This is a genomic window from Metabacillus sp. FJAT-52054, from assembly GCF_037201815.1.
Lineage (GTDB): Bacteria > Bacillota > Bacilli > Bacillales > Bacillaceae > Metabacillus_B > Metabacillus_B sediminis.
In genome coordinates this window covers 3,943,147-3,968,384 of sequence record NZ_CP147407.1, presented here as the reverse complement: position 1 = coordinate 3,968,384, position 25,238 = coordinate 3,943,147, and the positions used below count along the sequence as shown (strand labels likewise).

General features: G+C 44.4%; 23 protein-coding genes. 15 read left to right on the top strand and 8 right to left on the bottom strand.

Going from position 1 to position 25,238, the window contains the following annotated elements; all coding sequences use genetic code 11:
* The first annotated feature begins 8 nt into the window (after positions 1-8).
* The 3 genes from WCV65_RS20430 to WCV65_RS20420 are packed head-to-tail and all read left to right on the top strand — an operon-like array spanning position 9 to position 2,315.
* Positions 9-1,049, top strand: coding sequence for a methyltransferase domain-containing protein (locus tag WCV65_RS20430; protein WP_338779006.1), 1,041 nt, complete (start codon positions 9-11; stop codon positions 1,047-1,049).
* Between the two features lie 51 nt (positions 1,050-1,100).
* On the top strand, positions 1,101-1,649 hold the full coding sequence (locus WCV65_RS20425) for a DUF4825 domain-containing protein (RefSeq protein WP_338779004.1): 549 nt from the start codon (positions 1,101-1,103) through the stop codon (positions 1,647-1,649).
* Between the two features lie 51 nt (positions 1,650-1,700).
* The gene (locus tag WCV65_RS20420) at positions 1,701-2,315 is read left to right on the top strand and encodes a PH domain-containing protein (RefSeq protein ID WP_035410355.1); all 615 of its coding nucleotides are present in this window, start codon (positions 1,701-1,703) and stop codon (positions 2,313-2,315) included.
* 479 nt (positions 2,316-2,794) lie between these two features.
* On the opposite strand, the gene WCV65_RS20415 is transcribed toward WCV65_RS20420, so the two are convergent.
* The 3 genes from WCV65_RS20415 to WCV65_RS20405 all read right to left on the bottom strand — a co-directional run bounded on the left by WCV65_RS20415 (position 2,795) and on the right by WCV65_RS20405 (position 6,323).
* Positions 2,795-3,172, bottom strand: a complete 378-nt coding sequence (locus WCV65_RS20415) for a DUF779 domain-containing protein (RefSeq protein ID WP_338779001.1) — start codon at positions 3,170-3,172, stop codon at positions 2,795-2,797.
* 20 nt (positions 3,173-3,192) lie between these two features.
* Entirely contained in the window at positions 3,193-4,710 is a 1,518-nt protein-coding gene (adh, locus tag WCV65_RS20410; protein ID WP_338778999.1) for an aldehyde dehydrogenase, read from the bottom strand.
* A gap of 149 nt (positions 4,711-4,859) precedes the next feature.
* Positions 4,860-6,323, bottom strand: coding sequence for an aldehyde dehydrogenase family protein (locus WCV65_RS20405; protein ID WP_338778997.1), 1,464 nt, complete (start codon positions 6,321-6,323; stop codon positions 4,860-4,862).
* 163 nt (positions 6,324-6,486) lie between these two features.
* On the opposite strand from WCV65_RS20405, the gene WCV65_RS20400 reads away from it, so the two are divergent.
* A complete protein-coding gene (locus WCV65_RS20400) occupies positions 6,487-7,146 on the top strand; it encodes a TetR/AcrR family transcriptional regulator (protein WP_338778995.1) in 660 nt (219 codons plus the stop codon).
* 26 nt (positions 7,147-7,172) lie between these two features.
* Here WCV65_RS20400 and WCV65_RS20395 read toward each other — a convergent pair whose 3' ends face one another.
* Positions 7,173-7,349 carry a hypothetical protein gene (locus WCV65_RS20395; RefSeq protein WP_338778993.1) on the bottom strand — a complete coding sequence of 59 codons (177 nt, stop codon included), beginning with the start codon at positions 7,347-7,349 and terminating at the stop codon, positions 7,173-7,175.
* A 357-nt stretch (positions 7,350-7,706) separates the two neighbouring features.
* Here WCV65_RS20395 and WCV65_RS20390 point away from each other — a divergent pair, with 357 nt between their 5' ends.
* From WCV65_RS20390 to WCV65_RS20380, 3 genes are all read left to right on the top strand, one after another.
* Positions 7,707-8,552 carry a YitT family protein gene (locus tag WCV65_RS20390; RefSeq protein ID WP_035410337.1) on the top strand — a complete coding sequence of 282 codons (846 nt, stop codon included), beginning with the start codon at positions 7,707-7,709 and terminating at the stop codon, positions 8,550-8,552.
* A gap of 96 nt (positions 8,553-8,648) precedes the next feature.
* The gene (locus tag WCV65_RS20385) at positions 8,649-9,338 is read left to right on the top strand and encodes a GntR family transcriptional regulator (RefSeq protein WP_035410334.1); all 690 of its coding nucleotides are present in this window, start codon (positions 8,649-8,651) and stop codon (positions 9,336-9,338) included.
* 167 nt (positions 9,339-9,505) lie between these two features.
* Positions 9,506-10,372 carry an AraC family transcriptional regulator gene (locus WCV65_RS20380; protein WP_338778990.1) on the top strand — a complete coding sequence of 289 codons (867 nt, stop codon included), beginning with the start codon at positions 9,506-9,508 and terminating at the stop codon, positions 10,370-10,372.
* 218 nt (positions 10,373-10,590) lie between these two features.
* Here the strand turns inward: WCV65_RS20380 and WCV65_RS20375 are convergent, their stop codons facing one another.
* Positions 10,591-11,208, bottom strand: a complete 618-nt coding sequence (locus tag WCV65_RS20375) for an NAD(P)-binding oxidoreductase (protein WP_338778988.1) — start codon at positions 11,206-11,208, stop codon at positions 10,591-10,593.
* 135 nt (positions 11,209-11,343) lie between these two features.
* Here WCV65_RS20375 and WCV65_RS20370 point away from each other — a divergent pair, with 135 nt between their 5' ends.
* The 6 genes from WCV65_RS20370 to WCV65_RS20345 all read left to right on the top strand — a co-directional run bounded on the left by WCV65_RS20370 (position 11,344) and on the right by WCV65_RS20345 (position 17,531).
* Positions 11,344-12,327 carry a DUF3231 family protein gene (locus WCV65_RS20370; protein WP_338778985.1) on the top strand — a complete coding sequence of 328 codons (984 nt, stop codon included), beginning with the start codon at positions 11,344-11,346 and terminating at the stop codon, positions 12,325-12,327.
* A gap of 620 nt (positions 12,328-12,947) precedes the next feature.
* Positions 12,948-14,117, top strand: coding sequence for an ABC transporter substrate-binding protein (locus WCV65_RS20365; protein WP_338778983.1), 1,170 nt, complete (start codon positions 12,948-12,950; stop codon positions 14,115-14,117).
* A 90-nt stretch (positions 14,118-14,207) separates the two neighbouring features.
* Positions 14,208-15,086: a branched-chain amino acid ABC transporter permease gene (locus WCV65_RS20360; protein ID WP_035410320.1), complete on the top strand. Its 879-nt coding sequence runs from the start codon at positions 14,208-14,210 to the stop codon at positions 15,084-15,086.
* Positions 15,087-15,095: 9 nt separating this feature from the next.
* Positions 15,096-16,070: a branched-chain amino acid ABC transporter permease gene (locus tag WCV65_RS20355; RefSeq protein WP_035410317.1), complete on the top strand. Its 975-nt coding sequence runs from the start codon at positions 15,096-15,098 to the stop codon at positions 16,068-16,070.
* Positions 16,045-16,824 carry an ABC transporter ATP-binding protein gene (locus WCV65_RS20350; protein WP_035410313.1) on the top strand — a complete coding sequence of 260 codons (780 nt, stop codon included), beginning with the start codon at positions 16,045-16,047 and terminating at the stop codon, positions 16,822-16,824. The genes WCV65_RS20355 and WCV65_RS20350 overlap by 26 nt, the downstream gene beginning before the upstream one ends.
* Complete coding sequence (locus WCV65_RS20345) at positions 16,824-17,531, top strand: ABC transporter ATP-binding protein (RefSeq protein ID WP_338778977.1); 708 nt, start codon at positions 16,824-16,826, stop codon at positions 17,529-17,531. Before WCV65_RS20350 ends, WCV65_RS20345 begins: the two co-directional genes overlap by 1 nt.
* 61 nt (positions 17,532-17,592) lie before the next feature.
* Here the strand turns inward: WCV65_RS20345 and WCV65_RS20340 are convergent, their stop codons facing one another.
* The gene (locus tag WCV65_RS20340; protein WP_035410307.1) at positions 17,593-19,134 is read right to left on the bottom strand and encodes a cation acetate symporter; all 1,542 of its coding nucleotides are present in this window, start codon (positions 19,132-19,134) and stop codon (positions 17,593-17,595) included.
* Between the two features lie 9 nt (positions 19,135-19,143).
* The gene (locus WCV65_RS20335) at positions 19,144-19,482 is read right to left on the bottom strand and encodes a DUF485 domain-containing protein (protein WP_338782386.1); all 339 of its coding nucleotides are present in this window, start codon (positions 19,480-19,482) and stop codon (positions 19,144-19,146) included.
* Positions 19,483-19,811: 329 nt separating this feature from the next.
* Between WCV65_RS20335 and WCV65_RS20330 the strand changes: the two genes are divergently transcribed.
* A complete protein-coding gene (locus tag WCV65_RS20330; RefSeq protein WP_338782384.1) occupies positions 19,812-20,942 on the top strand; it encodes an endonuclease in 1,131 nt (376 codons plus the stop codon).
* Positions 20,943-20,981: 39 nt separating this feature from the next.
* On the opposite strand, the gene WCV65_RS20325 is transcribed toward WCV65_RS20330, so the two are convergent.
* Positions 20,982-21,836 carry a helix-turn-helix domain-containing protein gene (locus WCV65_RS20325; RefSeq protein WP_338778974.1) on the bottom strand — a complete coding sequence of 285 codons (855 nt, stop codon included), beginning with the start codon at positions 21,834-21,836 and terminating at the stop codon, positions 20,982-20,984.
* 131 nt (positions 21,837-21,967) lie between these two features.
* Between WCV65_RS20325 and WCV65_RS20320 the strand changes: the two genes are divergently transcribed.
* Positions 21,968-25,195: an efflux RND transporter permease subunit gene (locus WCV65_RS20320; RefSeq protein WP_338778972.1), complete on the top strand. Its 3,228-nt coding sequence runs from the start codon at positions 21,968-21,970 to the stop codon at positions 25,193-25,195.
* Positions 25,196-25,238: the final 43 nt, after the last annotated feature.

Genomic DNA, 25,238 nt, shown 5'->3' with positions numbered 1-25,238 from the left:
GTATTCATATGGAATTAATAAATGCGGTTCAACATTCATTGCGGTATACGGAAGATGATGCAGGTATTACGGAACTGCTGCCGAGCTACAGGGTGGATATGAGACATGCGAAGGAAAATGAAAAGTTTTTTAATGCTGGTCTAGTCAGTGATTGGTCTAATTTGACCTGGAAAGAAGCAGGAAAGCCGTATGAAGTGAAAATCGCCGCTAAATCCAAACGCGAGTATGAACGCGAGAACGGGGAAATGTCCGTAAAAGCTTCATGGGAATACTTTAACCGGTCCTTTCACGAATGGTTTGTGAAGGACGTACCAGATGAACTAACCCAAAGCAAGCGCGAACTGAAGCAGCACCTCTCCAGATTCCGGTTTTCAGAAGTTAAAGAAGCATTAGGGGAAACCGTCCGCTTATCATTATGGAACTATGCCCACCGAATCGAGGATGGTGTCTGGGATCCAAGGGGCAAGCGCGCCCTGTTTGAAGGATTGGACGTCCATAAACCGAGAATCCTCTTCCTCGGCGCTGCAGAAGGATATGAAGCCATGCAGCTTTATGCCATGTACCCCGGCGGTGAGATTGTGATGGCTGATTATGATGAATTCTGCAAAACCGACCGTTTTGGGCACTTTCCCGATACGTATCCCTTCCTTGGAACGAACCCGCAGACGGGCCATATGAAGGTATGGTATAAGGATCAGATGAACATCACCTTTTTGGTTGAAGATATAAGGAATTTACAATTCGGAAAAGAGTTCGACATTGTCTTAAGCGTCGGTTTGTTAGAGCATTTTCCGGATGAGCTGAAGCACGAGGCGTTGGATTGGCACCGCAAATTTTTAAAGCCGGGGGGTTATGTCATTATGACAACTCCAAGGCTGCAATTGAAATCCAAGCTGTTCTACACCATCATGGCCGATATAATGAACCATACGTACCGGGAGCTCATGGATATACGGCAGATGGGGCTTTATGTGTATGAAGGCGGCTTTGAAATTCTCCGTCACGGTTTCATTAAAGTTCATAATGGAATCGTGGCAAAACCGCGCTGAAAATGGGAACTTATTTCCTTATGGATCGTATAGCATATGGGAGGCGGTTTTTTGAAAAAATGGCTGGCGTTTTTATTTTTAACAGGTGCAGTAACTCTTTTTGCAGGGTGCCAATCTGGAGAGTCTGGGGAAGCCGCAGCCCAGAGAGTTCTTATAGATGAGAAACACACATTCGTTGGAGACAATAGCGCTGTAGGCGGAATCTTAAGCCAGCTTCCAGGCAGTCAGTATGTAAAAACACTGCAGCTTGATACGAAGGAAAAGCCTTATGGTCTGACGGTCACGTACGGGCTGAAGAATGGTCAAAATGAAGCTTCTTTTGAAAAAAGCTGGGATGCGAAAAACAGTCAAAAGGTGCTGCTGAATAATGCAGCCTCCCTGCTCATCCTGATTGAAAATGCAGAGTGGGCTGAATTGAAAATCGAAACGGAGAAGCCAATGTCTTTAAAAGTGACAAAAGACGAGCTTCAGTCTCTTTTTGGTGAGGATTTATCCATGTATGCAGACGATCCGGAAAAATGGAAGAAGGACGTTGCCGATCGGATGGCAAAAGGAGATCCGGAAATTACAAAATTTTTGGAAACTCATCTAGCAGAATAGCAGACTCTCTATGTTAGACTAGAACCATAAACAGTTGAAAGGAAGATGTATATGTTTGGAAAAGTAGCATCAGATATGCTGGGACTTAGTGATATTGGGAGCGTCATCAAGCCTGCCGATTATGACAAGGTGGACGCAGATGATTACATCCTGCATGAAGAGAACGAACGGATCTTTTTCCTGATCAAATCAAAAGCTGATGAATATTGCTTCACAAACCGCGCCCTTGTTCATTTGGACGGAGCAAGTGCTGCAAGCAAAAAACGTACACTGAAGCGATATGAATACCGCGCAAATAAAATCTCAGAGGTCTTTCTCGAAACGGCAGGAACGGTAGATTTGGATGTAGAGATTAAATTTAAGCTCGGAAATACCGCGTTCTCAATCGATGTACATAAAAAGCATCTGGAAGAGCTGAAGGATCTCTATAAAGCTCTCATTAAGATTGCTGAAATCAACCGCGAAAGCCACCAGGCGCTGGAGTATGCAAAGCAAAGCCTTCAAATGGCATCCTCTACGCTCGGCAATATGAGAAGCACAGAAGGAAGCCTGTCCGAAGAGTTCAAAAAAGTAAACCAAACAGCCTTCAACTGGCTCATGGATACGAAAAAGCAATACAGCATCAGAGATTTTGGCTACGTATTTGAGAAATACATTAATAATTGATGAAAAACCCAGCTCCTGGTGGTGAGGAGCTGGGTTTTTTGGCGGTTTAGCGGTTTTGTGTGGCAGACATCAGGTTGGTTCTGTTGGCACAGAGATTAAATCGCCGGCTAATTGGGATATATCGATCGAAATAAGGATTTATCGGCTATTAATTGGATATATCGACCGAAATAACAATATATCGGCTATTAATTGATTATATCGACCGAAATAAGGATTTATCGGCTATTAATTGATTATATCGACCGAAATAAGGATTTATCGGCTATTAATTGAGTATATCGACCGAAATAAGATATATCGGCTATTGATTGGATATATCAACGAAAAATCGAAAATATCGACGGAAAAATGAGTTTATCGACGAAAATAGAATTATATCGACGAAAATACGAATATATCAACGAAAATAACAATATATCGATTTTTCGACTGAATTCGACCCCCACCCGAAGCGAACGGGCGAACCGTATATGCACTTACCGCCGCCCAGCTTCCTCTTCCGCATTCAGCTCCCGAATCTCCTCCGCTGTAAACGGGCGGGATCGGCTCAGGAATCGAACTCCTTCCACCCCTTCAAGCGAGAACATGCCGCCTCTGCCATCGACCACGTCAATGATGACTTGAGTATGCTTCCAGTAGTCGTATTGTTTTTTATGAATATAGAAGGGGCTGCCCCCAATTTCTCCAAGCAGAATGTCCTGGATGCCGATGAGAAGATCCCCCTCGGGGTAGCACATCGGCGAACTGCCGTCACAGCAGCCGCCTGACTGGTGGAACATGATGGGACCGTGCTTCTCTTTCAGCTTTTCGATTAATGCGATCGCCGTTTCAGTCGCAGTAACGCGGTCGGCCATTTTGTTATACACCTCCGTTTTTAAAAGAAACCAAGTTTGTTTGTGCTGTAGCTGACGAGCAGATTTTTAACCTGCTGGTAGTGGCTGAGCATCATTTTGTGATTTTCCCGTCCGATTCCGGACATCTTGTACCCTCCGAAGGCAGCATGTGCCGGATACTGATGGTAGCAGTTTGTCCAAACGCGGCCGGCTTCAATGGAACGGCCAAAATGGAAGGCAGTGTTCATATCGCGGGTCCAGACACCAGCCCCAAGGCCATATAATGTGTCATTCGCCATGGACAGGGCATCATCTGCGTCCTTAAACGTCGTGACGGATAGGACCGGTCCGAAGATCTCTTCCTGAAAAATTCTCATTTTATTATTTCCTTCAAAAATTGTCGGCTGAATATAGTACCCCTCAGAAAGGTCGCCATCCAGCTGATTCCGTTCGCCCCCGACCAGGCACTTGGCTCCCTCCGACTTCCCGATTTCCAAATAAGAAAGGATTTTTTCCATTTGCTCTGAGGAGGCCTGGGCTCCCATCATAACGCTTGGATCGAGAGGGTTGCCCGTTTTAATCGCTTTTACCCGCTCAATAGCGCGTTCGATGAATTTATCATAGATGGACTCCTGTACGAGAGCACGGGAAGGGCAAGTACACACTTCGCCCTGATTCAGGGCAAACATGACGAAGCCCTCTACGGCTTTATCGAGAAAAGCATCATCTTCCCTCATGACGTCTTCAAAGAAGATGTTTGGAGACTTTCCTCCAAGTTCGAGTGTAACAGGTATAATATTTTGGGATGCGTACTGCATGATTAAGCGGCCTGTAGTAGTTTCGCCGGTAAAGGCAATTTTGCTGATTCTCGGGTTAGACGCAAGGGGTTTTCCGGCTTCCAGTCCATAGCCATTCACAACGTTCAATACTCCATCAGGCAGAAGATCGCCGATCAGGTCCAGCATAAACATAAGGGAGGCAGGAGTTTGTTCTGCAGGTTTTAAGACAATGGTGTTTCCGGCAGCAAGTGCAGGAGCGATTTTCCAAGTGGCCATCAGAATAGGGAAGTTCCAGGGGATAATTTGTCCGACCACGCCGAGCGGCTCGTAAAAATGATAGGCAACCGTATCCTGATCGATCTGGCCGATGCTGCCTTCCTGGGCGCGGATGACGGAAGCGAAATAACGGAAGTGATCAACGGCTAACGGAATGTCTGCGTTCAGTGTTTCTCTAACCGCTTTCCCGTTTTCCCACGTTTCGGCAAGGGCAAGCTTTTCAAGATTTTCTTCCATTCGGTCTGCGATCCGGTTAAGAATGAGAGAGCGCTCCGTTACAGACGTTCTGCCCCATGAATCCTTGGCTTTGTGCGCAGCATCGAGAGCAAGCTCAATATCCTCTTCAGTCGAACGGGCCACCTGACAAAAAACCTTGCCGGTTACAGGCGTAATATTTTCAAAATACTCTCCCTTTACAGGAGGTGTCCATTTTCCTCCGATAAAGTTGTCATAACGGTCTTTGAACTGAATAATGGATCCTTCCGAATTTGGAAATTTGTACATGCTTCATTTCTCCTCCCGTATATGTAGTTTAACGGACTGTAATCGCTTACAACCTAACTTTAGAGAAACATGTATTTGTAAAATTGTCAATTATTAGACTTATAGAAAATACCGGCTCCACTAAGGAGCCGGTACCCGGTTCATTTCTATTATGATTTAAAGAATGGACCATAGTTTCTGCGGTTATGCTGCACGGATACCCATTTAACCGTTGTGAATTCTTCTAAAGCCCATTCGCCATTGAATCGGCCAATCCCGGAATCCTTCTCTCCTCCGAATGGCATGTGCGGTTCTTCATTTACTGGCTGGTCATTGACGTGAATCATGCCAGTGTGAATTTCATGGGCAACAAGTGTTGCATGCTCAATGGAAGAAGAGTGCACAGCACCGCTTAATCCGTATGGCATTGCATTTGCCATTTCAATTACTTCCTCTTCTGAATCAAAGGAAATTAAAGCGGCTGCCGGTCCGAAAATTTCGTTCACGGCAATCGGCATATCATTTGTAACGCCTGTCAAAACGGTAGGTTCAAGAACATTTCCGTCCGCTTTACCGCCCAGACGCAACTCTGCACCTTGTTTCACGCTCTCGTTTACATCTTCTAAAATGCGGTCAACCTGGCCGCGGTTAATCAGCGGACCAACTTTTGTATCGGCTTCAGCAGGGTTTCCATATTTCAATTCTTTTGCTTTTTCAATGAAACGCTCAGCAAATTGATCATAAATGCTGCTGTGAACAAAAATACGGTTGATGGCCATGCAAATCTGCCCTTGGTGATAAAATTTTCCAAAGACAGCCGACTCTGCTGCCTGCTCAATGTCCGCATCTTCAAGCACGATAAATACATTGTTTCCGCCAAGCTCAAGAGCAGTTTTTTTCAATTCGCCGCCAGCAAGCTTGCCGATCCGGCGCCCTACTTCTGTGGAACCGGTAAATGAAATGAGGCGGGGTGTTTTATGTGTCACCATATCATCCCCGATTTCTGAACCGCGTCCTACAACCGTGTTAACCAATCCTTTAGGCGCACCTGCCGCTTCGAAGAGACTTGCGAATATAAGCCCTCCTGTAACGGGAGTTTCAGTAGCCGGTTTAATGACTACACTATTGCCAGTAGCAATGGCAGAAGCGATGGATCTCATCGCTAAGTGAAGCGGGAAATTCCAAGGGCTGATCACTCCGACTACACCAAGCGGTTCGCGGTACACCCGATTCTCCTTGCCAGGCGTTTGTGAAGGGAGAATTTTGCCTTCCATTCTGTAAGGGAAGGTCGCGGCTTCCTTCAGTACGTTCATGGCTGCACGGTATTCTGCTTCTGCTTTAAAAACAGTGCTGCCTGATTCTTTAACAAGCCAATCTGTGAAGATCTCCTTTTGTTCATCCATAATTTGGACAGCCTTTTCAAGCAAAGCCCGTTTCACTTGCGGCAATTCTTTAGCCCATTTTACTTGAGCCAGCTCTGCCGCTTTATACGCATCGTCCAAATCCTGTTTTAAAGCTGGCTTAATCTCTAAAATGTCCTCTTGATTGAAAGGATTTATATTTTTAATCGACCGGTCGCCGGAACCTGATTTCCATGCTCCATTGATATAAATTTTGCTGAAATCTGTATTCATCTAAAACCGCTCCTTTATTTTGTACTATTTTTTTGAAACTAGTCTAAAATGTTGATGCCCTCACTCTACCATTGATGAGGAAACATTGTAAACTAACTAGACTTATATGGTCTAAAATGTTGTAATAGGAACAGCTCACTTTTACAGAAAGGCGTGTGGAAGAATGCGAAAAATAGATGACGAACAGCGCGATGTAATGAGAACGTCTTATGCAAAGAAGCTGATGAACGTGATGCGGACACAAGGCTTCAGCAAGATGACCATCCAGGATATGGCTCAGCTCATGAATGTCAGCAAAGCCACTTTGTACAATTATTTCTCATCAAAGGAAGAAATTATTCAAAAGGTAGGGGAAGTGTTCACCGATTATATGCAAGAGGTGGATGAAACCCTTCTAAATATAGAGTTCAGCTACACATACCGGTTTCAGAAAGTATTTCAGCAGGGAGCACTTTCTGCTATTTATACTTCCGGAATCTTCATGAGGGATTTAAGACAAAGCTGTCCGGATATTTATGAGGAGATTACAGCTGGAAGAAAACGGAGACAGGGGCACATAAAGAAATTTTACGAGGAGGGAATAAAGGAAGGCGTTTTCCATTCCATCAATCCTGCGCTTCTCATTATGCAGGATGAAACGGCCTTTAAACGCCTGCTCGATCCAGCCTTCCTTATGGAAGAAGGATTATCGGTTAAGAAAGCCTTGTATGATTATTACGAAATGAAAAAAATCCAGCTCGTTAAGCCGGAAATCCTTCAGACAATGGATGATGGTCCGATGGAGGAATTGATCGGGTACATTTTGAAAAAGATGCAAGCGTAAGAAGCTGCCTGTGATGGGCGGCTTTTTTAATTGAATAAAAGTCCAATCAAAGATACAGCCAGCGGGCCAATGATCATAAAACCGAGAATGAGAGCGAGTATTTTCATAGGAGCGGATAATCCTTTTCCACTTTCCAGCTTCTCAATCCTCTCATTCATACTCTTTAATCCCCTTAAAACTTCTTGATTGATGTCATCCGGCAATTTAATCCCCCCATATTGGCCTGTTATGTTAGCGCAGCCGGCAATCCATAAGGTCTGTTCTTCACTTATTTAAATACCAGCTGGAATTCTGGGATAAATCAACCTGAACTTTGATTATGGCTACATATACTCATTGCATTGCATGCTGCATTTATTTTCAACAGAACATAGCTTCCATTTTCTACTAATACCATTCGTCAGGGGGGTTAACGGTTCCTTTTTTCTTTTTCAAAAAATAAATTTCCCAATGTAAGGGCTTAACCGGGAAATTATCATTTACATCCTGGTTTCAGGCCGATATAATCTGGATTGTTGAACAATTTCGAACGACAATAATCCTGAAAAGGAGGTCTCCGAATGAGTCCAAAAATCTTATCATTTTTGAAAATAAATATCGGATTGATCTTTGTAGCCATTAATATTCATTTCTTTTTGTCTGCCAATAATATTGCTGCTGGAGGGACAGGCGGTTTATCGATTGTCATTCAGCACTTCCTGCCGCTTCCTGTAGGCCAAATAATGCTGATGCTGGATGGCATTCTGTTTGTGATCGGATTTCTCATTATTGGGTCTGCATTCGGAGCCGTATCCCTTTATTCAAGTATTACCCTGAGCCTGCTCGTTTGGGGTTTCAGTATATTTTTCCCGATGGACAAGCCGATGAGCGATGATGCTTTGATCGAGCTGATTATAGGCATGATTATCGGTTCATTCGGAAGCGCTCTTGTTTTCAGCCAAAACGCATCCACCGGGGGAACAGACATTGTTGCCAGGATCATTAATAAATTTACTCATATGGAGATGGGCAGGGCCGTTCTGCTTGCAGATATTTCGATTGTTGCCTCATCTGCGGCCGTTTTTGGCATTCAAACCGGGATGTATGCCTTGCTGGGCCTTTTAATAAAAGGCTTTTTAATCGACTATGCCATGCAGATGATGAACGAAAATAAAGAAGTGGTGATTATCAGTGCGGAAAGTGAAAAAATTAAGCAGTTTATTCTCCTGAACCTGAACAAAGGAGCGACTGTGCATACAGCAAAAGGGGCTTTCTCAAACGATGAAAAGGAAGTCATCACGACGATCCTGGCCAGAAGAGAGTTCCATCGTTTGAAAGTGTATATTCAATCAGTTGATGAGGATGCTTTCGTGACCATCCACAACATGAATGAAATCATGGGCCGGAATTTCAAATCGTTTGCTTAATATGCCAGGACCTCTTTTGCCCCATCGGTTTTTCGTTTATGATGAAAGAAGGAAAATTATTCTATGTGCGGTAATTAAGGCTGAAGGGTGAGGGATTTGAAAGAAAAACAAACAACAGAGCAGCGGGTGTACAGCAATCTCAAAGAAGCGCTATTGGCCAGAAAAATTGCCCCCGGAACCCAGCTTGTGGAACAGACGATTTCGGAAACTTTGAAAGTAAGCAGAACGCCAATCAGACAGGCATTCCAAAAGCTGGAGGCAGAAGGGTTAATCGAAATCATCCCCAATAAAGGATCCTATGTTGTCCATCCATCTAAAGATGAGATTCTGTCTTTTTTTGATATGAGAAGAGAATTTGAGCATATGGCTGTGAAGTACGGACTCGACAAACTGGAAGCTGCCGATATTGAAAAATTGAAAAATCTGCTTGAAAGAGAGCAGGAGACCTATAAAAGCAAGGATTTGAACGGATATGTTCATTTGAACAAAGAGTTTCATTTGTATTTGGCAAGAAAAAGCGGAAATAAGTTTCTTATACGCTACATGGAACAGCTGTTGAATCAAAACAACGTGTACTTATTTTTACTTGATGTGTTTTATCAGGTTGAGACGGAACACAATGCGCGGGCTGCCGAACATGAAAAAATGGTCCAGGCTATGGAAGAAAAGAATGCAGAAGACCTTCACATTCTGATTGATCAGCATATGAAGAGAAGCATAAATGACCTGCGCCTGGAGGATGAAGGGTTTAAGCCATTATCAAAAATATTATCTGCAGAAAAATAGATCAGCAAAAGGCTGGTCTTTTTTGCGTTTGTCATTTTTCATTTCAGAAGGGTCTCTTTCTTAAAGAACGGATGTATAAGAAGCTGAACGGGTTACTTAAGAGCAAGAAATGACAGGCAGGAACAATTCCCGGCTGATAAAATCAATAGAGAGAAGGAGGTACGGGGATGGAAGCATTGAGCCGAATGAACGACAGTATCGATTATCTGGAAAAGAGATTGGATTCCGTTATCAGTATGGAAGAAGCAGCGGCGGCTGCCTGCATGTCCAAATTTCATTTTCACCGGATGTTTCAAATGGTCACAGGGGTTACCCCGGGTGAATACGTAAGAAAGCGAAGATTGACTTTGGCTGCACAGGAGCTTACCCATTCTCAAGCGAAGGTCATAAATATTGCCTTGAAATATGGCTACGAAACGCCAGAATCGTTCTCAAAAGCGTTCCGGAAAGCACATGGAATGAGTCCCACTGAAGCTAGACAGACCGGCCGCATCCTTAAAGCCTATCCCCGGCTTTCGTTTCAAATTCAGCTGAAGGGAGAAAAAGAAATGAACTATCATATTGTAGACAAGGAAAGCTTTAAAGTGGTTGGAAAATCAATCAAGGCATCAATGGTAAATGGAGAGCAGCATGGGGCTATCAGCCAGTTTTGGGAAGAATCCAATCAAATCAACGGGCTGAGTGAGAGACTGGCTCCTTTAACCGGGCCTATGGGCTTTCTCGGTATTTGCTTGGATTTTGACCAGGAAAAAGAAGAAATGAGATACATGATTGGAGCGGAGAATCCGTCGCATGCTGAAGCAGAGGATCTAGAGGTCCGTACGATTCCTTCTCTCACATGGGCAGTGTTTGAATCGATCGGACCGATGCCGGGGGCGATTCAGGAGGTTTGGTCGAGAATTTACACGGAATGGTTCCCCTCCACTGGATACGAGCATGCAGCGGGTCCTGAAATGGAAGTTTACCCTAAGGATGGAAATCCCTTTGCCGCTGACTACAGGTCAGAGGTATGGGTGCCGATTATTAAAAAGTAGGGCTTTGCAAATAATGAAATTTACACATAAGTTTATAGAGAAGGGCAGTTGGGAATGGTATAGATAAATGAGGAGGGATCCACATGGGTAAACTAATTAGACGAGTAATGAAATGGGCCCCCATTATCTACCCGATTGTAAAGAAAATGATGAATAAACGTAGAAGAAGCGTTCGATAAGACGCTTCTTTTTTTTGTTCCATGTGAAACATTCCCGTTTTAATATGCGAGCCCTGCTGATTCCCGAATGTGGGTACCATTATCAATTGAGGAGAGGATGAAATGAGCGACATCCGCCCGGCTGATTTTTTGGCCGTCTTTCGGCACGCTGTCCATAGATGTGCGGTAGGTTCCGGTAAGCGGTTCGTCCATCAATCGCATCGGACGGGCTATCGTCCATTCTAGATCCGACTCTTTCATGAGCTCAGCAGCTCTAAGGTGATCGTCCAGAACATTTCGAAGAACCATGGCAGCCATTTTTCCTCTTAAACCGGGAATTTCCCGATGTATTCCAGCCGATGCCACGTACCCCAGGCGTTTTACTCCATTCTGTTGCATTGCCCTGATAATATGACCGGTCATTTCTGAAAGTACAGTGGTTTTCCCCAAGCCATCCGCACCAAGACAGGATACAACCGCATCACTGCCGCTAACGGCTTCCATAACAGCGGAAAACTGCAATGCATCTCCAACAATCATCGTTACATTCGGTGTTTGCTGAAAGGGAAATTTGGAAGGAGTTCTGACGAATGCTTTAATTTCATGTCCCTGTTCTGCCGCCTGCCGCACAAATTCTTTTCCGGTTCCTCCGCTTGCTCCAAATACGGTTATCTTCAACTCTCATTCCTCCTTCGTTTATAAGTGAAATTCTAAACAATGATGAAAATGATATCCAGAACAAACACTTTGTCTAATGAATAAAAAAGGACCTTTTGCACATAGTAAGAAAAAAATGGGTGGAGGTACATTCGTTTGGTCCAGCATAATATCAATTTAACCACTCCGGAAATTTCTGCTCTGTGGACAGCCTATATGCAGGAGACTGCCTCTTCCTGTTTTCTCAAGCATTTCCTCATTTACATGGAGGATGAACAGATAAAACCAATCGTGCAGGAAGCTTATGATTTGTCAGTTTCCTCAATCAATCAATTGAAAAAAACGTTCAAAGAAGAGAATTTTCCCATTCCATTTGGTTTTGGTGAGGGAGATCTGGATGAACAAGCACCTCCTCTGTTTACGGATCTATATGCCCTCAGCTATGTATACCGTGTCAGCCAGCTTGGAATGATGGGGTATGCGTATTCATTTATTACAGTGGCCCGGAAGGATTTGCTTGATTTCTTTGAACAAACAAAAGAAGCTGCCACAAAGATTTACAGGAAAGCGGTAGACTTGATGCTCTCAAAAGGAATTTATGACCGCCCTCCCAAAATTCCGTATCCTGAACGGGCTGAGTTAGTTCAAAAAAATTCGTTTATGAACGGTTGGCTGAAGGAGCGGCCTTTAAACGCTTTTGAATTAGGTGAGGCATTTTTCATTATTGAGCGGAATTACATTGGAATGATTCATTTGATCGGCCTCATTCAAACGTGCAAGGATCACGATGTGAAGGAGTTTTTTGTAAAAGGGCGGAAGCTTGCCCAAAAACAAATCGATACCTTTAATGATTTGCTCAAAGAAGAAGGCCATTTAGGAACGCTGCCTGTTTCATTAGAGGTGACGGATACAACGGTCAATCCGTTTTCTGACAAACTTAACATGTTTATGATTACCACCTCTACCTCAACTGCAATATGGCTTTTGGGAAGGTCTCTCTCCGCTTCAATGAGAAGAGACGTCAGTATGCATTACATGCTTCTCATGAAAGATATTCTGCTGTTTGTGGAAGAGGGAGCAAAGCTTATGATCGACCGGGGATGGCTCGAACAGCCCCCTCATGCTCAAAGAAGGATATAGGAATAAGGGATTGTCCGGAGAAGCTCCTTTCTCTTTTTGAAATTGGATTGGTGTTGGCTGGTTTCCGCTCCAATCATCGATTCTTGTTCAAAGTGCCTTATAAACCCCCGGGAATGCACACACAGCTACCCGGGGGTTTCAATTTTAATCATTTCTTTTCAGCAGGACTGTTTGGGCAGCCCATTTTGCTTTATAAAATTAACTCATATTAAAAGGATGGCTTCATTTATAATCGTCTCCTTTTCTGTTTTGTTGATTCTCGAAGAGGGCTTACTTATATGATTTCAAAAGTGATTCTATGAATCTCTTATGAAAGTTAGCGTTCTGTTTGCCTTTTTCTGCGCTAAAAACCGCCTCCTGTTAGCATGTTTTTCCAGTAAAATAGGTCATATTCGTAGAAAAACAGTGAAAATACGTGTAAAACGGTCAATAAGACCTAAAAAATATGTCGTATTTTGTAGGAATAAAGTGGAGGAAAGACGACCAATACTACTAGACGGAATAGAATCTATTATGTAAAATATTTTCAGAATATTAATTTTATTGTAATTATTCGAAATACTAACAGAGAGGGAAAGAATCTACCATTCTAAGCAAGTAAAAACGGGGGGCAATGACTGATGAACAAGAAAAAATTTGCTGGAATTTTTCTATCTTTATCCTTATTAACTGGAATAGCGGCAGGATGCGGTGCGCAGACAGGAGGTTCTGCTGAAGATACGATTAAGATTGGAGCGAATCTTGAGCTTTCAGGCGGGGTGGCTTCCTATGGGCAATCTGTTTCAGAAGGATTGGAGCTTGCGCTGGAAGAAATCAATAAAGAAGGCATTGATGGGAAAAAACTGCAGCTTGTTAAAGTTGATAATAAATCAGAAGCAGCCGAAGCAACTTCAGGAGCGCTTAAACTTGTGAGCCAGGATAAGGTAGCAGCTGTAGTAGGAGCTGCTACAAGTACAAATACACTGGCGCAGGTAGAGATTCTTGCGAAAAATAAGGTTGCTCTTATTACGCCGACCGGCACGAACCCGGCAATCACAAATAAAGATGGCAAGGTTAATGAATACGCGTTCAGAACATGTTTCATCGACCCATTCCAGGGGACGGTGGCGGCTAACTTCGCAGCAGATGAGCTGAAAGCGAAAACAGCGGCCGTATACATCGATTCTGCCAGTGACTATTCTAAAGGTTTGGCTGCTGCTTTTAAAGAGTCCTTTACAAAAGCGGGCGGAAAAATTGTGATTGAGGAAGCGTATATTGCAAAAGATACGGATTTCCGCGCTACTCTTACAAGAATTAAATCATCTAAACCCGACTTTGTTTTCCTTCCGGGGTATTACGAGGAAGTGGGTCTGATCATTAAGCAGGGCCGTGAGCTTGGCATTGATGTGCCATTTATGGGCGGAGACGGCTGGGATTCTCCTAAGCTGGCTGAAATTGCAGGCGGCGATGCTTTGAACAATACATTTATCACAAATCACTACTCAGCTGGAGATCCAGATGAAAAAATTCAGAAATTCGTCAATGCATTCAAAGCGAAATACAAAGATAAATCCCCTGATGCTTTTGCAGCCCTGGGATATGATACGGCTTACTATTTAGCAGATGCTATTAAGCGTGCAGGAAGCGCAGATCCTGTGAAGATTCAAAAGGCGCTGGCAGATACAAAAGATTTGGCGCTTATCTCCGGAAAACTGACGCTGGATAAAAACCATGATCCGGTTAAATCGGCTGCTATTCTTGAATACAAAGACGGACAGCAGCAGTTTAAAACAAACGTAGAGCCGGAATAAGGAGTTCCTTTATGGAACGGGGGTCTGTCCCCCTTTCCTTTTTTCGCTTTTATCCAAACAAAATAAGAAGCACGATAAGGAGAGTTAGCGATGGAATATATCCAGCAGCTGATTAACGGCATATCGCTTGGCAGTATATACGCTTTAATCGCGTTAGGCTATACGATGGTTTACGGAATTGTAAAATTAATTAACTTCGCTCACGGTGATGTTTTCATGGTTGGAGCGTTTGTCGGTTTTTATTCCATTACAGTTTTGAAGCTTCCATTTTTCCCGGCTCTTATTCTTGCTATGACAGTTTGTGCCTTGTTCGGGATGATGATCGAAAGAATTGCGTACAAGCCCCTTCGAAATGCCACCAGGATCGCTGCCTTGATTACGGCCATCGGAGTTTCGTTATTTATTGAATATGGAATGATTTATGTCCGCGGTGCCCAGCCGGAAGCATACCCAGGCACTGTCCTGCCTAAGGAAACGATTGAACTGTTCGGATTAAGCGTAAGCTCGCAATCATTGTTTATTTTAGGCATTTCCGTTCTTTTGATGATTTTGCTTCAATTTATCGTGCATCGTACGAAAATCGGCAAAGCGATGCGAGCTGTGTCCCATGATGCAGAAGCAGCAAAGCTAATGGGGATTAACGTTGATAATACAATATCCGCCACATTTGCCATTGGCTCCGCACTCGCGGGAGCAGCCGGTGTCATCTTTGGGGTGTATTACATAAAAATTGAACCATTAATGGGGATTATTCCCGGGCTTAAGGCATTCGTAGCAGCTGTTCTGGGGGGGATCGGCATTATTCCCGGAGCGATGGTCGGCGGCCTTGTCCTTGGAGTCATTGAATCCTTAGTAAGCGCTATGGGATTCTCGCTTTGGCGCGACGGAGTAGCATTTATCGTTCTCATTCTCATTCTCATTTTCCGTCCATCTGGGTTGTTCGGGAAAAATATGAGAGAGAAAGTGTAGGGGTGAGCCATGGCTAAACAAAAAAACAGATTAGGTTTTTGGCTTTCTATTGGAAGTGCACTCGCTGGTTTTGTCCTCTTTCAAATTCTTATTTCCGGGGGAATATTAAATCCGTTTTACGTGAATGCCATCTACACCATTGCCATCAATATTATTCTTGCAGTCAGCCTGCACTTAATTATCGGGATTACTGGACAGTTTTCCATTGGCCATGCCGGATTCCTCGCAGTTGGTGCTTATGCATCCGCAATTTTTTCGATGAATTTGCAGCTGCCATTCGGTTTAGCTCTGCTGGCTGGAGGACTGGCCGCTGCTGTTGCCGGTTTAATTATCGGGATTCCGACTCTTAGGCTAAGGGGCGATTACTTGGCCATCGCGACACTCGGGTTTGGAGAAATTGTGAGAATTATGCTCTTGAACATGGATTATGTAGGCGGAGCAAGCGGAATGCAGGTTTCCAATTTGACAACATGGCCATGGATTTTCGGCTGCCTCCTTCTGACGATTATCGTGATCCGCAATTTTACAAATTCTACTCACGGAAGAGCCTGTATTTCCATCAGGGAAGATGAAACGGCTGCGGACGCCATGGGGATCAATACGACTTATTACAAAGTCGTTGCGTTTGTCATCGGGTCATTTTTTGCAGGTATCGCAGGGGGATTGTTTGCCCATAATTTCTACATTATTCAGCCATCAAACTTCGGATTTCTGAAATCCTTTGATATTTTAATTTTTGTTGTACTTGGCGGTTTAGGAAGCATGTCGGGGGCGGTAATTGCCGCAATCCTCCTGACGATTGTATCAACCTTCCTTCAGGATTATCCGGAAACAAGGATGATTATTTATAGCCTTGTCCTGATTGTAATGATGCTCTACCGTCCGCAAGGAGTTATGGGGACAAAGGAAATTACATCCTTCTTCAAAAAGCAGAAACCTGCACAAGGAGGCCAAACAGATGAAAAACACAACACCCCTGCTTAAGGTAGATTCGGTGAGCATCCAATTCGGAGGCCTGAAGGCGGTGTCAGGAGTAAATATGGAGCTTCACGAAGGAGAACTGGCTGGCTTAATCGGTCCGAACGGAGCGGGGAAAACTACATTTTTCAACCTGCTTACAGGTGTATATGTTCCAACAGAGGGAAGCATTTCTTTAGAGGGAAAGGTGCTGAAAAATCTGGCACCTTATAAAATTACGAAAAAAGGAATCAGCCGCACCTTCCAGAACATCCGTCTGTTTGGGGAACTATCTGTAATTGATAACGTAAAGGTGGCCTATCATTCTTTATCAAAGCACTCCATTGCTGAATCCATATTCAGGCTGCCGCGCCATTTCACCGGCGAGAAGGAAATGGAAGAAAAAGCACTGGAGTTCTTGAAAATATTTAAATTGGACGGGTATCGGGATGAGAAGGCTAAAAACCTCCCATACGGACAGCAGCGGAGGCTGGAGATTGCCAGAGCCCTTGCAGCCCGCCCAAAGCTTCTTTTGCTCGATGAGCCGGCTGCCGGAATGAATCCGCAGGAAACGAGAGATTTAATGGAGCTAATCCGGTTTATCCGAACAGAATTTAACCTGACCGTTTTATTAATTGAACATGATATGCCGCTTGTGATGGGAGTTTGCGAGCGTATTTACGTACTGGATCATGGTCAAATGATTGCATCAGGAAGCCCGGAAGAAGTTCGGAACAATCCTAAAGTCATCGAGGCCTATCTGGGCGAGGAGGTTTCATAATGCTGAAAGTAGAAGGAATCAACGTGTATTATGGCCACATTCAGGCTCTGAAGGAGGTTTCCCTTGAAATCCGCCAGGGAGAGATTGTGACACTGATCGGAGCAAACGGTGCGGGGAAAAGCACGCTGTTAAAAACCATTTCAGGGCTTTTAAAGGCTAAAAAAGGCGAGGTCCAGTTTGAAGGAAAGAATATTAACGGAAAGGCCGCACAGACCATCGTAAAACAGGGAATATCCCATGTTCCTGAAGGCAGAAGGATCTTTGCCAACATGTCCGTTGAAGAAAATCTCGAGCTTGGGGCTTACCTTAGAAAAGATAAAAAGGGAATTAAAGACGATTTTGACATGGTCTATGACCTGTTTCCGCGTCTGCAGGAACGACTCAAGCAGCAGGCCGGAACACTGTCCGGAGGAGAGCAGCAAATGCTTGCTATGGGACGCGCATTAATGGCCCGCCCCAGACTCCTTCTTCTTGATGAACCCTCTATGGGTCTCGCGCCATTGCTTGTCAAAACGATTTTCCGGATCATTGAAGAGATTAATAAAAGCGGAACGACCATCCTGCTTGTTGAGCAAAACGCCAATATGGCCCTCTCTATTGCTAATATGGCTTATGTATTGGAGACAGGGAAAGTCGTCATTTCCGGTCATCCGGATGAGCTGAATGCGAGCGAGCAGGTGAAAATGGCTTATTTAGGAGGCCATTAGAATCAGGCAAGCCCTATAATTTCAAGAACCCCCCTCAAATTGGTTGAGGGGGGTCTTGCGTTTAGTTATACTCTCCTTTAATCCCGGTATTCGCCCTTACGACAATTTCATCGAATTTCCGCTCCGATTCTTTTTTGCGTGAAATGACGGTCCCCAGGAAAGCGCCAAGGAACCCTAGAGGGATCGAGATAATTCCCGGATTCGTCAGAGTGATCAGCGGAGTGCCGGTAAAAATGGCCGCTCCTGCTTCCGGTGACCATAAATTCGGACTGATGGCGACTAGGATGAGAGAGCTTAATAGGCCGGTCAGCATCCCGGTAATGGCTCCTGCCGTATTAAATCTCTTCCAGAAGATCGTGAGCAGAATCACTGGCAGGTTCGCGCTTGCCGCGACAGCAAAGGCGAGGGCTACAAGAAACGCCACATTCATTTTCTGGGCAAATAACGCAAGGATAATGGATAGAATCGCCACTCCAATGGATGCCCATCTTGCTGCCACAACCTGCTCCTTTTCCGTTGCCTTTCCTTTACGCAGGATATGACTGTAAAAGTCGTGAGCGAATGCGGATGCAGCTGAGAGAACCAGTCCGGCCACTACAGCGAGAATGGTGGCAAACGCTACGGCGGATACAAAGGCAAAGAGGAAGTCTCCCCCAAGGGCTTGAGCAAGCAGCGGCGCAGCCATATTTCCTGCTGCATTCGCTTCTACAATCCGGTCATAGCCTACAAAAGCAGCAGCTCCGAAGCCAAGGAAAATGGTCATAACGTAAAAGATCCCGATGATCCACGTAGCATAAACAACTGATTTTCTCGCAGTAATGGCATCCTTTACTGTGAAGAACCTGATTAAAATATGAGGAAGCCCGGCTGTCCCGAGTACCAATGCGAGATTCAGAGAGATGGTGTCGAGCGGGTTTGTGAATTTGTTTCCAGGGTTTAAAAAGGCTTCCCCAAGAGGAGTAGCAGATTTCATCTCCTCAAACATATTCATTATATTAAAGTCAAACTTCGCGAAAACAATCACTGAAATAATAAAGGTTCCAATCATCAGGAGAAGTGCTTTTACAATCTGCACCCAGCTCGTAGCAGTCATTCCTCCGAACACAACATACACGGTCATTAAGGTTCCTACAATTAATACAGACCATATGTAGTCGATTCCTAAAAGCAGTTTAATCAAGGCCCCAGCTCCTACAAGCTGTGCAATCATATAGAAAATAGAAATCGATATCGTATTGAGCGCAGCTACACCCCTAACTTTTTTATCATCAAAGCGGGCGGCAATCATGTCTGCCATTGTGTATTTTCCGAGATTTCTTAATGGCTCGGCTACAAGGTAAAGCACCACGAGATAAGCGACCAGGAATCCGATACTGTAGAAAAATCCATCGAAACCTGAAAGCGCTACCATTCCGGCGATTCCTAAAAACGAAGCAGCAGACATGTAATCTCCTGCGATGGCAAGACCGTTTTGCCAGCCTGTCAGCGATCCATCGGCTGTATAGAAATCACTCGTTGTCTTTGTCCGTTTGGAAGCAGAATAGGTAATAATCAAGGTTAAGGCAACAATCGCCAGAAACAGAGAAAAGGCTAATAGATTCATATAATCCTCCTATTGTTTTGCTTCCTCGCGGATTTCTTCAACCATTTCGTCGAATGAAGCAGCTTTTTTGGAATAGAGAGAGCATAAAACCCATGTCATAATAAATTGGGCAAAAGCGAATACCCATGCCCAGCTAATCGCTCCGATCGCAGGGTTATTCAGAACTTTTGTATAAGCGGTGAGAACAGGCAGGGTAAAATAAAATGCGAGGAAAAATAAAGATAAGGGCAAAATAAATTGCTTCTTTTTAGCGAGCAGAATCTGGAAGGCTGGTGATTCAGCAATGGCCGTATAGTCAATGCGTGCCCCCTTATTTCTTTCGGCTTGTACTTGAGCCTCTTCTTTTATGTCCAATCCATTTCCTCCTTTTAGACAAGTGTCTATATCCACTTCATTATAATTAATTCAGAAAAATATGTAAATTCTGTATTTTCCTCATTTTCATATCATCTTCGACAGTCTCTGCAAATCCGGGACTTTAGCCTTGAGTGGATTGCTACTATTGGAACTTGTGGCTCCATTCAGAAAAAAGAAATAATAGAAATGAAAAATACTAGAAAAAGAGAAAAACTTTGGCGATTGGATACAGGGAGAACTTAATCTCAGGAGGAACGACGTTGAAAAAAAGAGTAAAGCCACTCATCTCGCTATCTTTTGTCTTTATTTTCATCCTTTCTATGCTGGCGCCTGCACAAACGGAAGCCGTCACTGGAAGCGGTACTTGGGCAAGCCCATTCTCTGTTTCACAGGCAATAAGCAATCAAAATGGTTCTTCCAAAACAGTTCAAGGCTATGTAGTGGGACAGCCCACAGCAGCAGCGACTGTTATAACGAGCAGCTATCCAAATGATTATGCAGTGGCATTGGCGGATTCTCCAAGCGAAACAAACCCGGCCAATATGATTTATGTTCAGCTTTCCACTTCTTACCGCAGTACGTTCGGCCTTCAGTCTAATCCTTCTTTAAAAGGCCAGGCAATAAAAGCAACAGGCAGCCTATCTGCTTATTTTTCCCATGCAGGATTAAAAAGCCCTGTTCAAATGGAAAAAGCAAGCGGGACCGTCCCTACAGATGATGGCGGCGGCTCTGACGGCGGCGGAACAACGACTCCGTCTCCTTATGACGGCACATACTACAATCCGGCCATTGGTAAAACAGGAGCTTCACTAAAATCTGCTTTGCACAATATTATTGATGACCACACGGAGCTTTCTTACGACGCAGTATGGGATGCATTGCGCCATACTGATGAAGACCCGCTTAACTCAAATAATGTCATTCTTTTATATACAGGCCGTTCACAGAGCAAAATGACAAACGGCGGCAATGTAAACGATTGGAACCGCGAACATGTATGGGCAAAATCGCACGGCGACTTTGGAACAGCAATGGGACCGGGAACAGATATTCATCATCTTCGTCCGACAGATGTTTCCGTAAATAGCTCAAGAGGAAACCTGGATTTTGATAACGGCGGATCCCAGCACTCAGAAGCACTTGGAAACTATTTCGACAGCGATTCATGGGAGCCTCGCGACGAAGTTAAAGGTGATGTAGCACGTATGATCTTCTACATGGCTGTCCGTTATGAAGGCGACAGCGGCGAACCGAATCTTGAGCTGAATGAGAGTGTGAACAATGGATCTGCTCCTTATATGGGTAAGAAATCCGTTCTTCTGCAATGGCATCAGCAGGATCCTGTAAGTGATTGGGAACGCCACCGCAATGACGTCATTTACAACGATTATCAGCATAACCGCAATCCATTCATTGATCACCCTGAATGGGCGGCAACGGTATTTAACTAATAGATTAAAAAAAGGAGCCGGCTTTTGCGGCTCCTTTTGCTATAGAATGTACTTTCTGACAGTACCTGCGAATTCTTTAAATGCTTCCTGCTGCTCTAAGTTCGTTAGCATCCCTTTAACAACGGGCTTTCGAAGCTGTTCACTTTGAAGCTCTTCCTCCAGTACATCTAAGGTTACCATGATGTCCTCGTTATCATTGGCCAATTTTCTTGTCTCCTGAAGCTTTTCAAGAACGTATTCAACAGATCCGAGCTTTGCTGTGCGAATGGATTTCCACATGACCTTTATGGATTGTCCGGAAACAATGGGAGCGAGCTCGCTTTTGAAAAAGCCTTTCACAAGGTGATCCATCCGCTCAAGCAGGAAGGAAGCTAATTGAGACCGGTCGAAATGCAGCACGTCAAAGATAATCAGTTCAAGATAAGACCGGACCATTCCTTTTGCAAGGATGATCAAATCTCCCAAAAACGGCCGGATCTCTTCTCCATACATTCCGAGCAGATTTTTTTCGAACATTAAATAGCTTTCCCACTCCTTCTGGCGGAAAAAGTTTTCAATCTCTTTATTAAACGGGACAGTTTGTTCCCTGATCTGGGTAATAATAAATTCGCGGTGTTTGGAGATTTCATCAAAGGTAAGCGACATCCATTCAGTAAACTTCTCCCTTGAATTCAGTTCCTTTTTTTCAATCAGCGCCACCTGTTCTTCAAATTGCTGGTGATGATGCTGCAGGATAGAAAGCAGCAGGGCTTCCTTTGATTTAAAATGCAGATAAAAAGCACCTTTCGAAATGCCGCTTGCTGTAGCAATTTCTTGTATAGAAGCCGCACGGAATCCCTTTTCTGCAAATAATTTAATGGCTTCATCCATAATGATCATTTCTTTTTCATTCATGCTCGTCGCTCCCCGGAGTATATCTGGCAGTTTGTTCATTTGTTCACATCATATCCATTGACTATGACTATTCGGTCAGTTATATTATAGGTGGTTATGACCGACCAGTCAATTTACATAGGAGGACAGCAATGAATCGAATAATCGGCTTTTCATTAAAAAATAAATTTGCCGTATGGCTGCTTACCATTATCGTAACCGCAGCAGGCCTGTATTCCGGGCTGAATATGAAGCTTGAAACGATCCCCAACATTAATACTCCGCTCTTAACCGTTACTGCGGTTTATCCTGGAGCTACTCCCCAGCAGGTGGCTGACAAACTGTCTGAGCCGATGGAGAAAAAGCTTCAGAACTTAAATGGAGTCAGCACAGTCAGCTCGTCCTCCTTCCAGAACGTCTCATCCCTGCAAATCGAATACGGGTATGAAAAGGATATGGACGAAGCAAAGCAGGAAGCAGAGGATGCTTTAAGTTCATTGGAATTGCCCGATGGAGTTGAAGAACCTGAAGTTTCCCGGCTTAGTCTGAACGCATTCCCTGTCATTGTTCTAAGTGCTTCAAGCGACAAAGAATCATTGCAAGAGCTCACGAAAAAGGCAGAGGAAGAAATGCTGCCATCCTTCGAAGGCTTGGAAGGCGTCGGTTCTGTCCAGCTGACAGGCCAGCAGGTAGAAGAGGCACAGCTTGTCTTCAAACAGGATCAGCTTAAAAAATACGGCCTTAATGAAGAAACCGTTCAAAATATGATTAAAGGCTCGGATGTCACATCCCCGCTTGGTCTTTACACGTTTGGAAATACAGAAAAATCGGTCGTTGTTGATGGAAATATATCCACAATCGATGATTTGAAAAATATGGAGATACCAGCTGTCCCTCAAAGCTCGTCCGCCCAGCAAGCTCCAGCACAGCAAGGACCGGGTCAGCAGCAGGGAGGTGCACAGGCATCACCTCAGCAAGGAAATGCACAAACTTCACCTCAGCAGGGCAGCGGCCAAGCTCCGCCGCAGCAAGGTGCAGCAGGACAGCCGCCACAGGCACAGCCTGAAGCTGCTCAGCCCGCCAAGCTTCCTACAGTTAAGCTTAGTGAGCTGGCAGACATTAAGATAGTCGGTAAGGCAGAATCGATTTCACGTACAAACGGTCAGGAATCCATCGGCTTCCAGGTCATCAAATCAGAGGATGCCAATACGGTAGATGTCGTTAATGCTGTTGAAAAACAGGTGAAAGCATTAGAAAAAGACTATCCGGGCGTTCATTTTACATCGACCTTTGACCAGGGAGAACCAATTGAAAAATCCGTTAATACGATGCTGAGCAAAGCATTGTTTGGGGCTGGATTTGCAGTCCTGATCATTCTCTTATTTTTAAGGAATATCCGGACAACCATTATTTCTGTCATTTCCATTCCGCTTTCCTTGCTGATTGCGGTACTGATATTGAATCAGATGGATATTACTCTAAACATAATGACGCTTGGTGCAATGACTGTCGCGATTGGACGGGTAGTCGATGACTCCATTGTGGTTATAGAAAACATCTTCAGAAGAATGTCTCTCAAAGGGGAGCCGCTTAAAGGAGCGGAGCTGATTAAATCCGCTACAAAGGAAATGTTTATCCCAATTATGTCCTCCACAATTGTGACAATTGCGGTTTTCCTTCCGCTTGGTCTCGTAAAAGGAATGATTGGTGAACTGTTCCTTCCTTTTGCGCTTACCATTGTGTTCTCGCTGCTTGCCTCTTTATTGGTGGCAGTCACTCTCGTACCAATGCTGGCTCACTCCTTCTTCAAAAAGGGAGTAAACGAGAAGCATCATAAAGAAGAAGAAAAGCCAGGAAAACTATCAGGCTTTTACAGAAGAGTCCTAAACTGGTCCCTGAATCATAAATGGATCACATCAGGTATTGCCATCCTGCTGCTTGTCGGAAGCCTTGCATTGGTTCCTCTGATTGGAGTCAGCTTCCTTCCGGATGAAGAGGAGAAAATGGTGATGGCGACATACAATCCTGAACCTGGACAAACCCGTGAAGAGTCAGAAAAAATTGCCCTTGATGCAGAAAAATATTTTGACGGTCGCAAAGGGGCAGAGACGATTCAATATTCTCTTGGCGGAGAAAACCCGATGAATCCGGGAGCTCAAAACCAAGCGCTCTTCTTTGTTCAATATAAAGATGACACTGAAAATTTCGAGGCTGAAAAAGAAAAGGTCATCGAGGATCTCCAAAAAAGGACGCCAAAAGGAGAATGGGCTTCCCAAAGCTTCTCCTCAGGCGGCAGCAGCAATTCACTTGAAGTGTCTGTCAATGGCGAAAATATTGATGACATCAAGCCGGTTGTAGCAGACGTTGAAAAAATTCTTAAAGACAATAGCGATCTTGAAAATGTGAAGAGCGGATTGTCCAAGACATATGAAGAATTTACGCTCGTTGCTGACCAGAAAAAGCTTAGCGAGCTCGGCCTCACTGCCGGTCAAATCGGTATGGAGCTAAGCCAGGAAACAAAGCGTCCAATTGTAACCACCATTAAAAAAGATGGAAAAGATGTAAATGTCTATCTGCAGGCTGAAGAAGAAAAGCTGGAAGACATTCAAGATTTGACGAACAAAAAAGTCGCTTCCTCTCTAGGAAAGGAAGTCGCCATTAAAGATGTTGTTGAGGTGAAAGAAGGTTCCACCTCTGATACCATCTCCCGGCGTGATGGAAAAATCAGCGTCTCCGTATCCGGAGATATCAAAGCGGATGATGTAGGGAAGGTATCAGCAGCCGTTCAAGAAAAAATAAATGATGTGAAGCAGCCATCCGGAGTCGATCTTTCAATGGGTGGAGTAAGCGAAGACATCCAGGAGTCCTTCTCCCAGCTTGGACTTGCGATGCTTGCAGCCATTGCGATCGTCTATCTGATTCTCGTCATTACGTTTGGCGGCGGCCTCGCGCCATTTGCGATTCTGTTCTCCCTGCCTTTCACTGTAATCGGAGCACTCGCCGGATTATACATTGCAGGAGAAACGATCAGTATCTCCTCTATGATCGGAGCACTGATGCTCATTGGAATCGTTGTAACAAACGCGATCGTCCTGATTGACCGCGTCATCCATAAAGAAAAAGAGGGAATCCCAACCCGCGAGGCGATCCTCGAGGCCGGAACAACCCGTCTAAGACCAATCCTCATGACTGCCATTGCCACGATTGGAGCACTTGCACCACTGGCACTCGGACTCGAAGGAAGCGGCCTGATCTCCAAAGGACTTGGAATCACCGTTATTGGCGGTTTGACTAGTTCAACACTCCTTACCCTTTTGATTGTACCGATTGTGTATGAGGTCTTTAGTAAGTTTCGGAAAAAGACAGGAATAGAAGAATAAATGGAAAAACCGGTCTTCCTTTTGGGAGCCCGGTTTTTTTTGG

What these genes read in the sequence shown, in the direction of transcription:
- adh (WP_338778999.1), bottom strand. Translation starts at nt 4,710, where the DNA reads ATGTACAAATTTCCAAATTCGGAAGGATCCATTATTCAGTTCAAAGAC.
- WCV65_RS20430 (WP_338779006.1), top strand. Translation starts at nt 9, where the DNA reads ATGGAATTAATAAATGCGGTTCAACATTCATTGCGGTATACGGAAGAT.
- WCV65_RS20400 (WP_338778995.1), top strand. Translation starts at nt 6,487, where the DNA reads ATGCGAAAAATAGATGACGAACAGCGCGATGTAATGAGAACGTCTTAT.
- WCV65_RS20420 (WP_035410355.1), top strand. Translation starts at nt 1,701, where the DNA reads ATGTTTGGAAAAGTAGCATCAGATATGCTGGGACTTAGTGATATTGGG.
- WCV65_RS20330 (WP_338782384.1), top strand. Translation starts at nt 19,812, where the DNA reads ATGCTGGCGCCTGCACAAACGGAAGCCGTCACTGGAAGCGGTACTTGG.
- WCV65_RS20325 (WP_338778974.1), bottom strand. Translation starts at nt 21,836, where the DNA reads ATGAATGAAAAAGAAATGATCATTATGGATGAAGCCATTAAATTATTT.
- WCV65_RS20350 (WP_035410313.1), top strand. Translation starts at nt 16,045, where the DNA reads ATGAAAAACACAACACCCCTGCTTAAGGTAGATTCGGTGAGCATCCAA.
- WCV65_RS20340 (WP_035410307.1), bottom strand. Translation starts at nt 19,134, where the DNA reads ATGAATCTATTAGCCTTTTCTCTGTTTCTGGCGATTGTTGCCTTAACC.
- WCV65_RS20365 (WP_338778983.1), top strand. Translation starts at nt 12,948, where the DNA reads ATGAACAAGAAAAAATTTGCTGGAATTTTTCTATCTTTATCCTTATTA.
- WCV65_RS20355 (WP_035410317.1), top strand. Translation starts at nt 15,096, where the DNA reads ATGGCTAAACAAAAAAACAGATTAGGTTTTTGGCTTTCTATTGGAAGT.
- WCV65_RS20320 (WP_338778972.1), top strand. Translation starts at nt 21,968, where the DNA reads ATGAATCGAATAATCGGCTTTTCATTAAAAAATAAATTTGCCGTATGG.
- WCV65_RS20390 (WP_035410337.1), top strand. Translation starts at nt 7,707, where the DNA reads ATGAGTCCAAAAATCTTATCATTTTTGAAAATAAATATCGGATTGATC.
- WCV65_RS20415 (WP_338779001.1), bottom strand. Translation starts at nt 3,172, where the DNA reads ATGGCCGACCGCGTTACTGCGACTGAAACGGCGATCGCATTAATCGAA.
- WCV65_RS20345 (WP_338778977.1), top strand. Translation starts at nt 16,824, where the DNA reads ATGCTGAAAGTAGAAGGAATCAACGTGTATTATGGCCACATTCAGGCT.
- WCV65_RS20405 (WP_338778997.1), bottom strand. Translation starts at nt 6,323, where the DNA reads ATGAATACAGATTTCAGCAAAATTTATATCAATGGAGCATGGAAATCA.
- WCV65_RS20380 (WP_338778990.1), top strand. Translation starts at nt 9,506, where the DNA reads ATGGAAGCATTGAGCCGAATGAACGACAGTATCGATTATCTGGAAAAG.
- WCV65_RS20360 (WP_035410320.1), top strand. Translation starts at nt 14,208, where the DNA reads ATGGAATATATCCAGCAGCTGATTAACGGCATATCGCTTGGCAGTATA.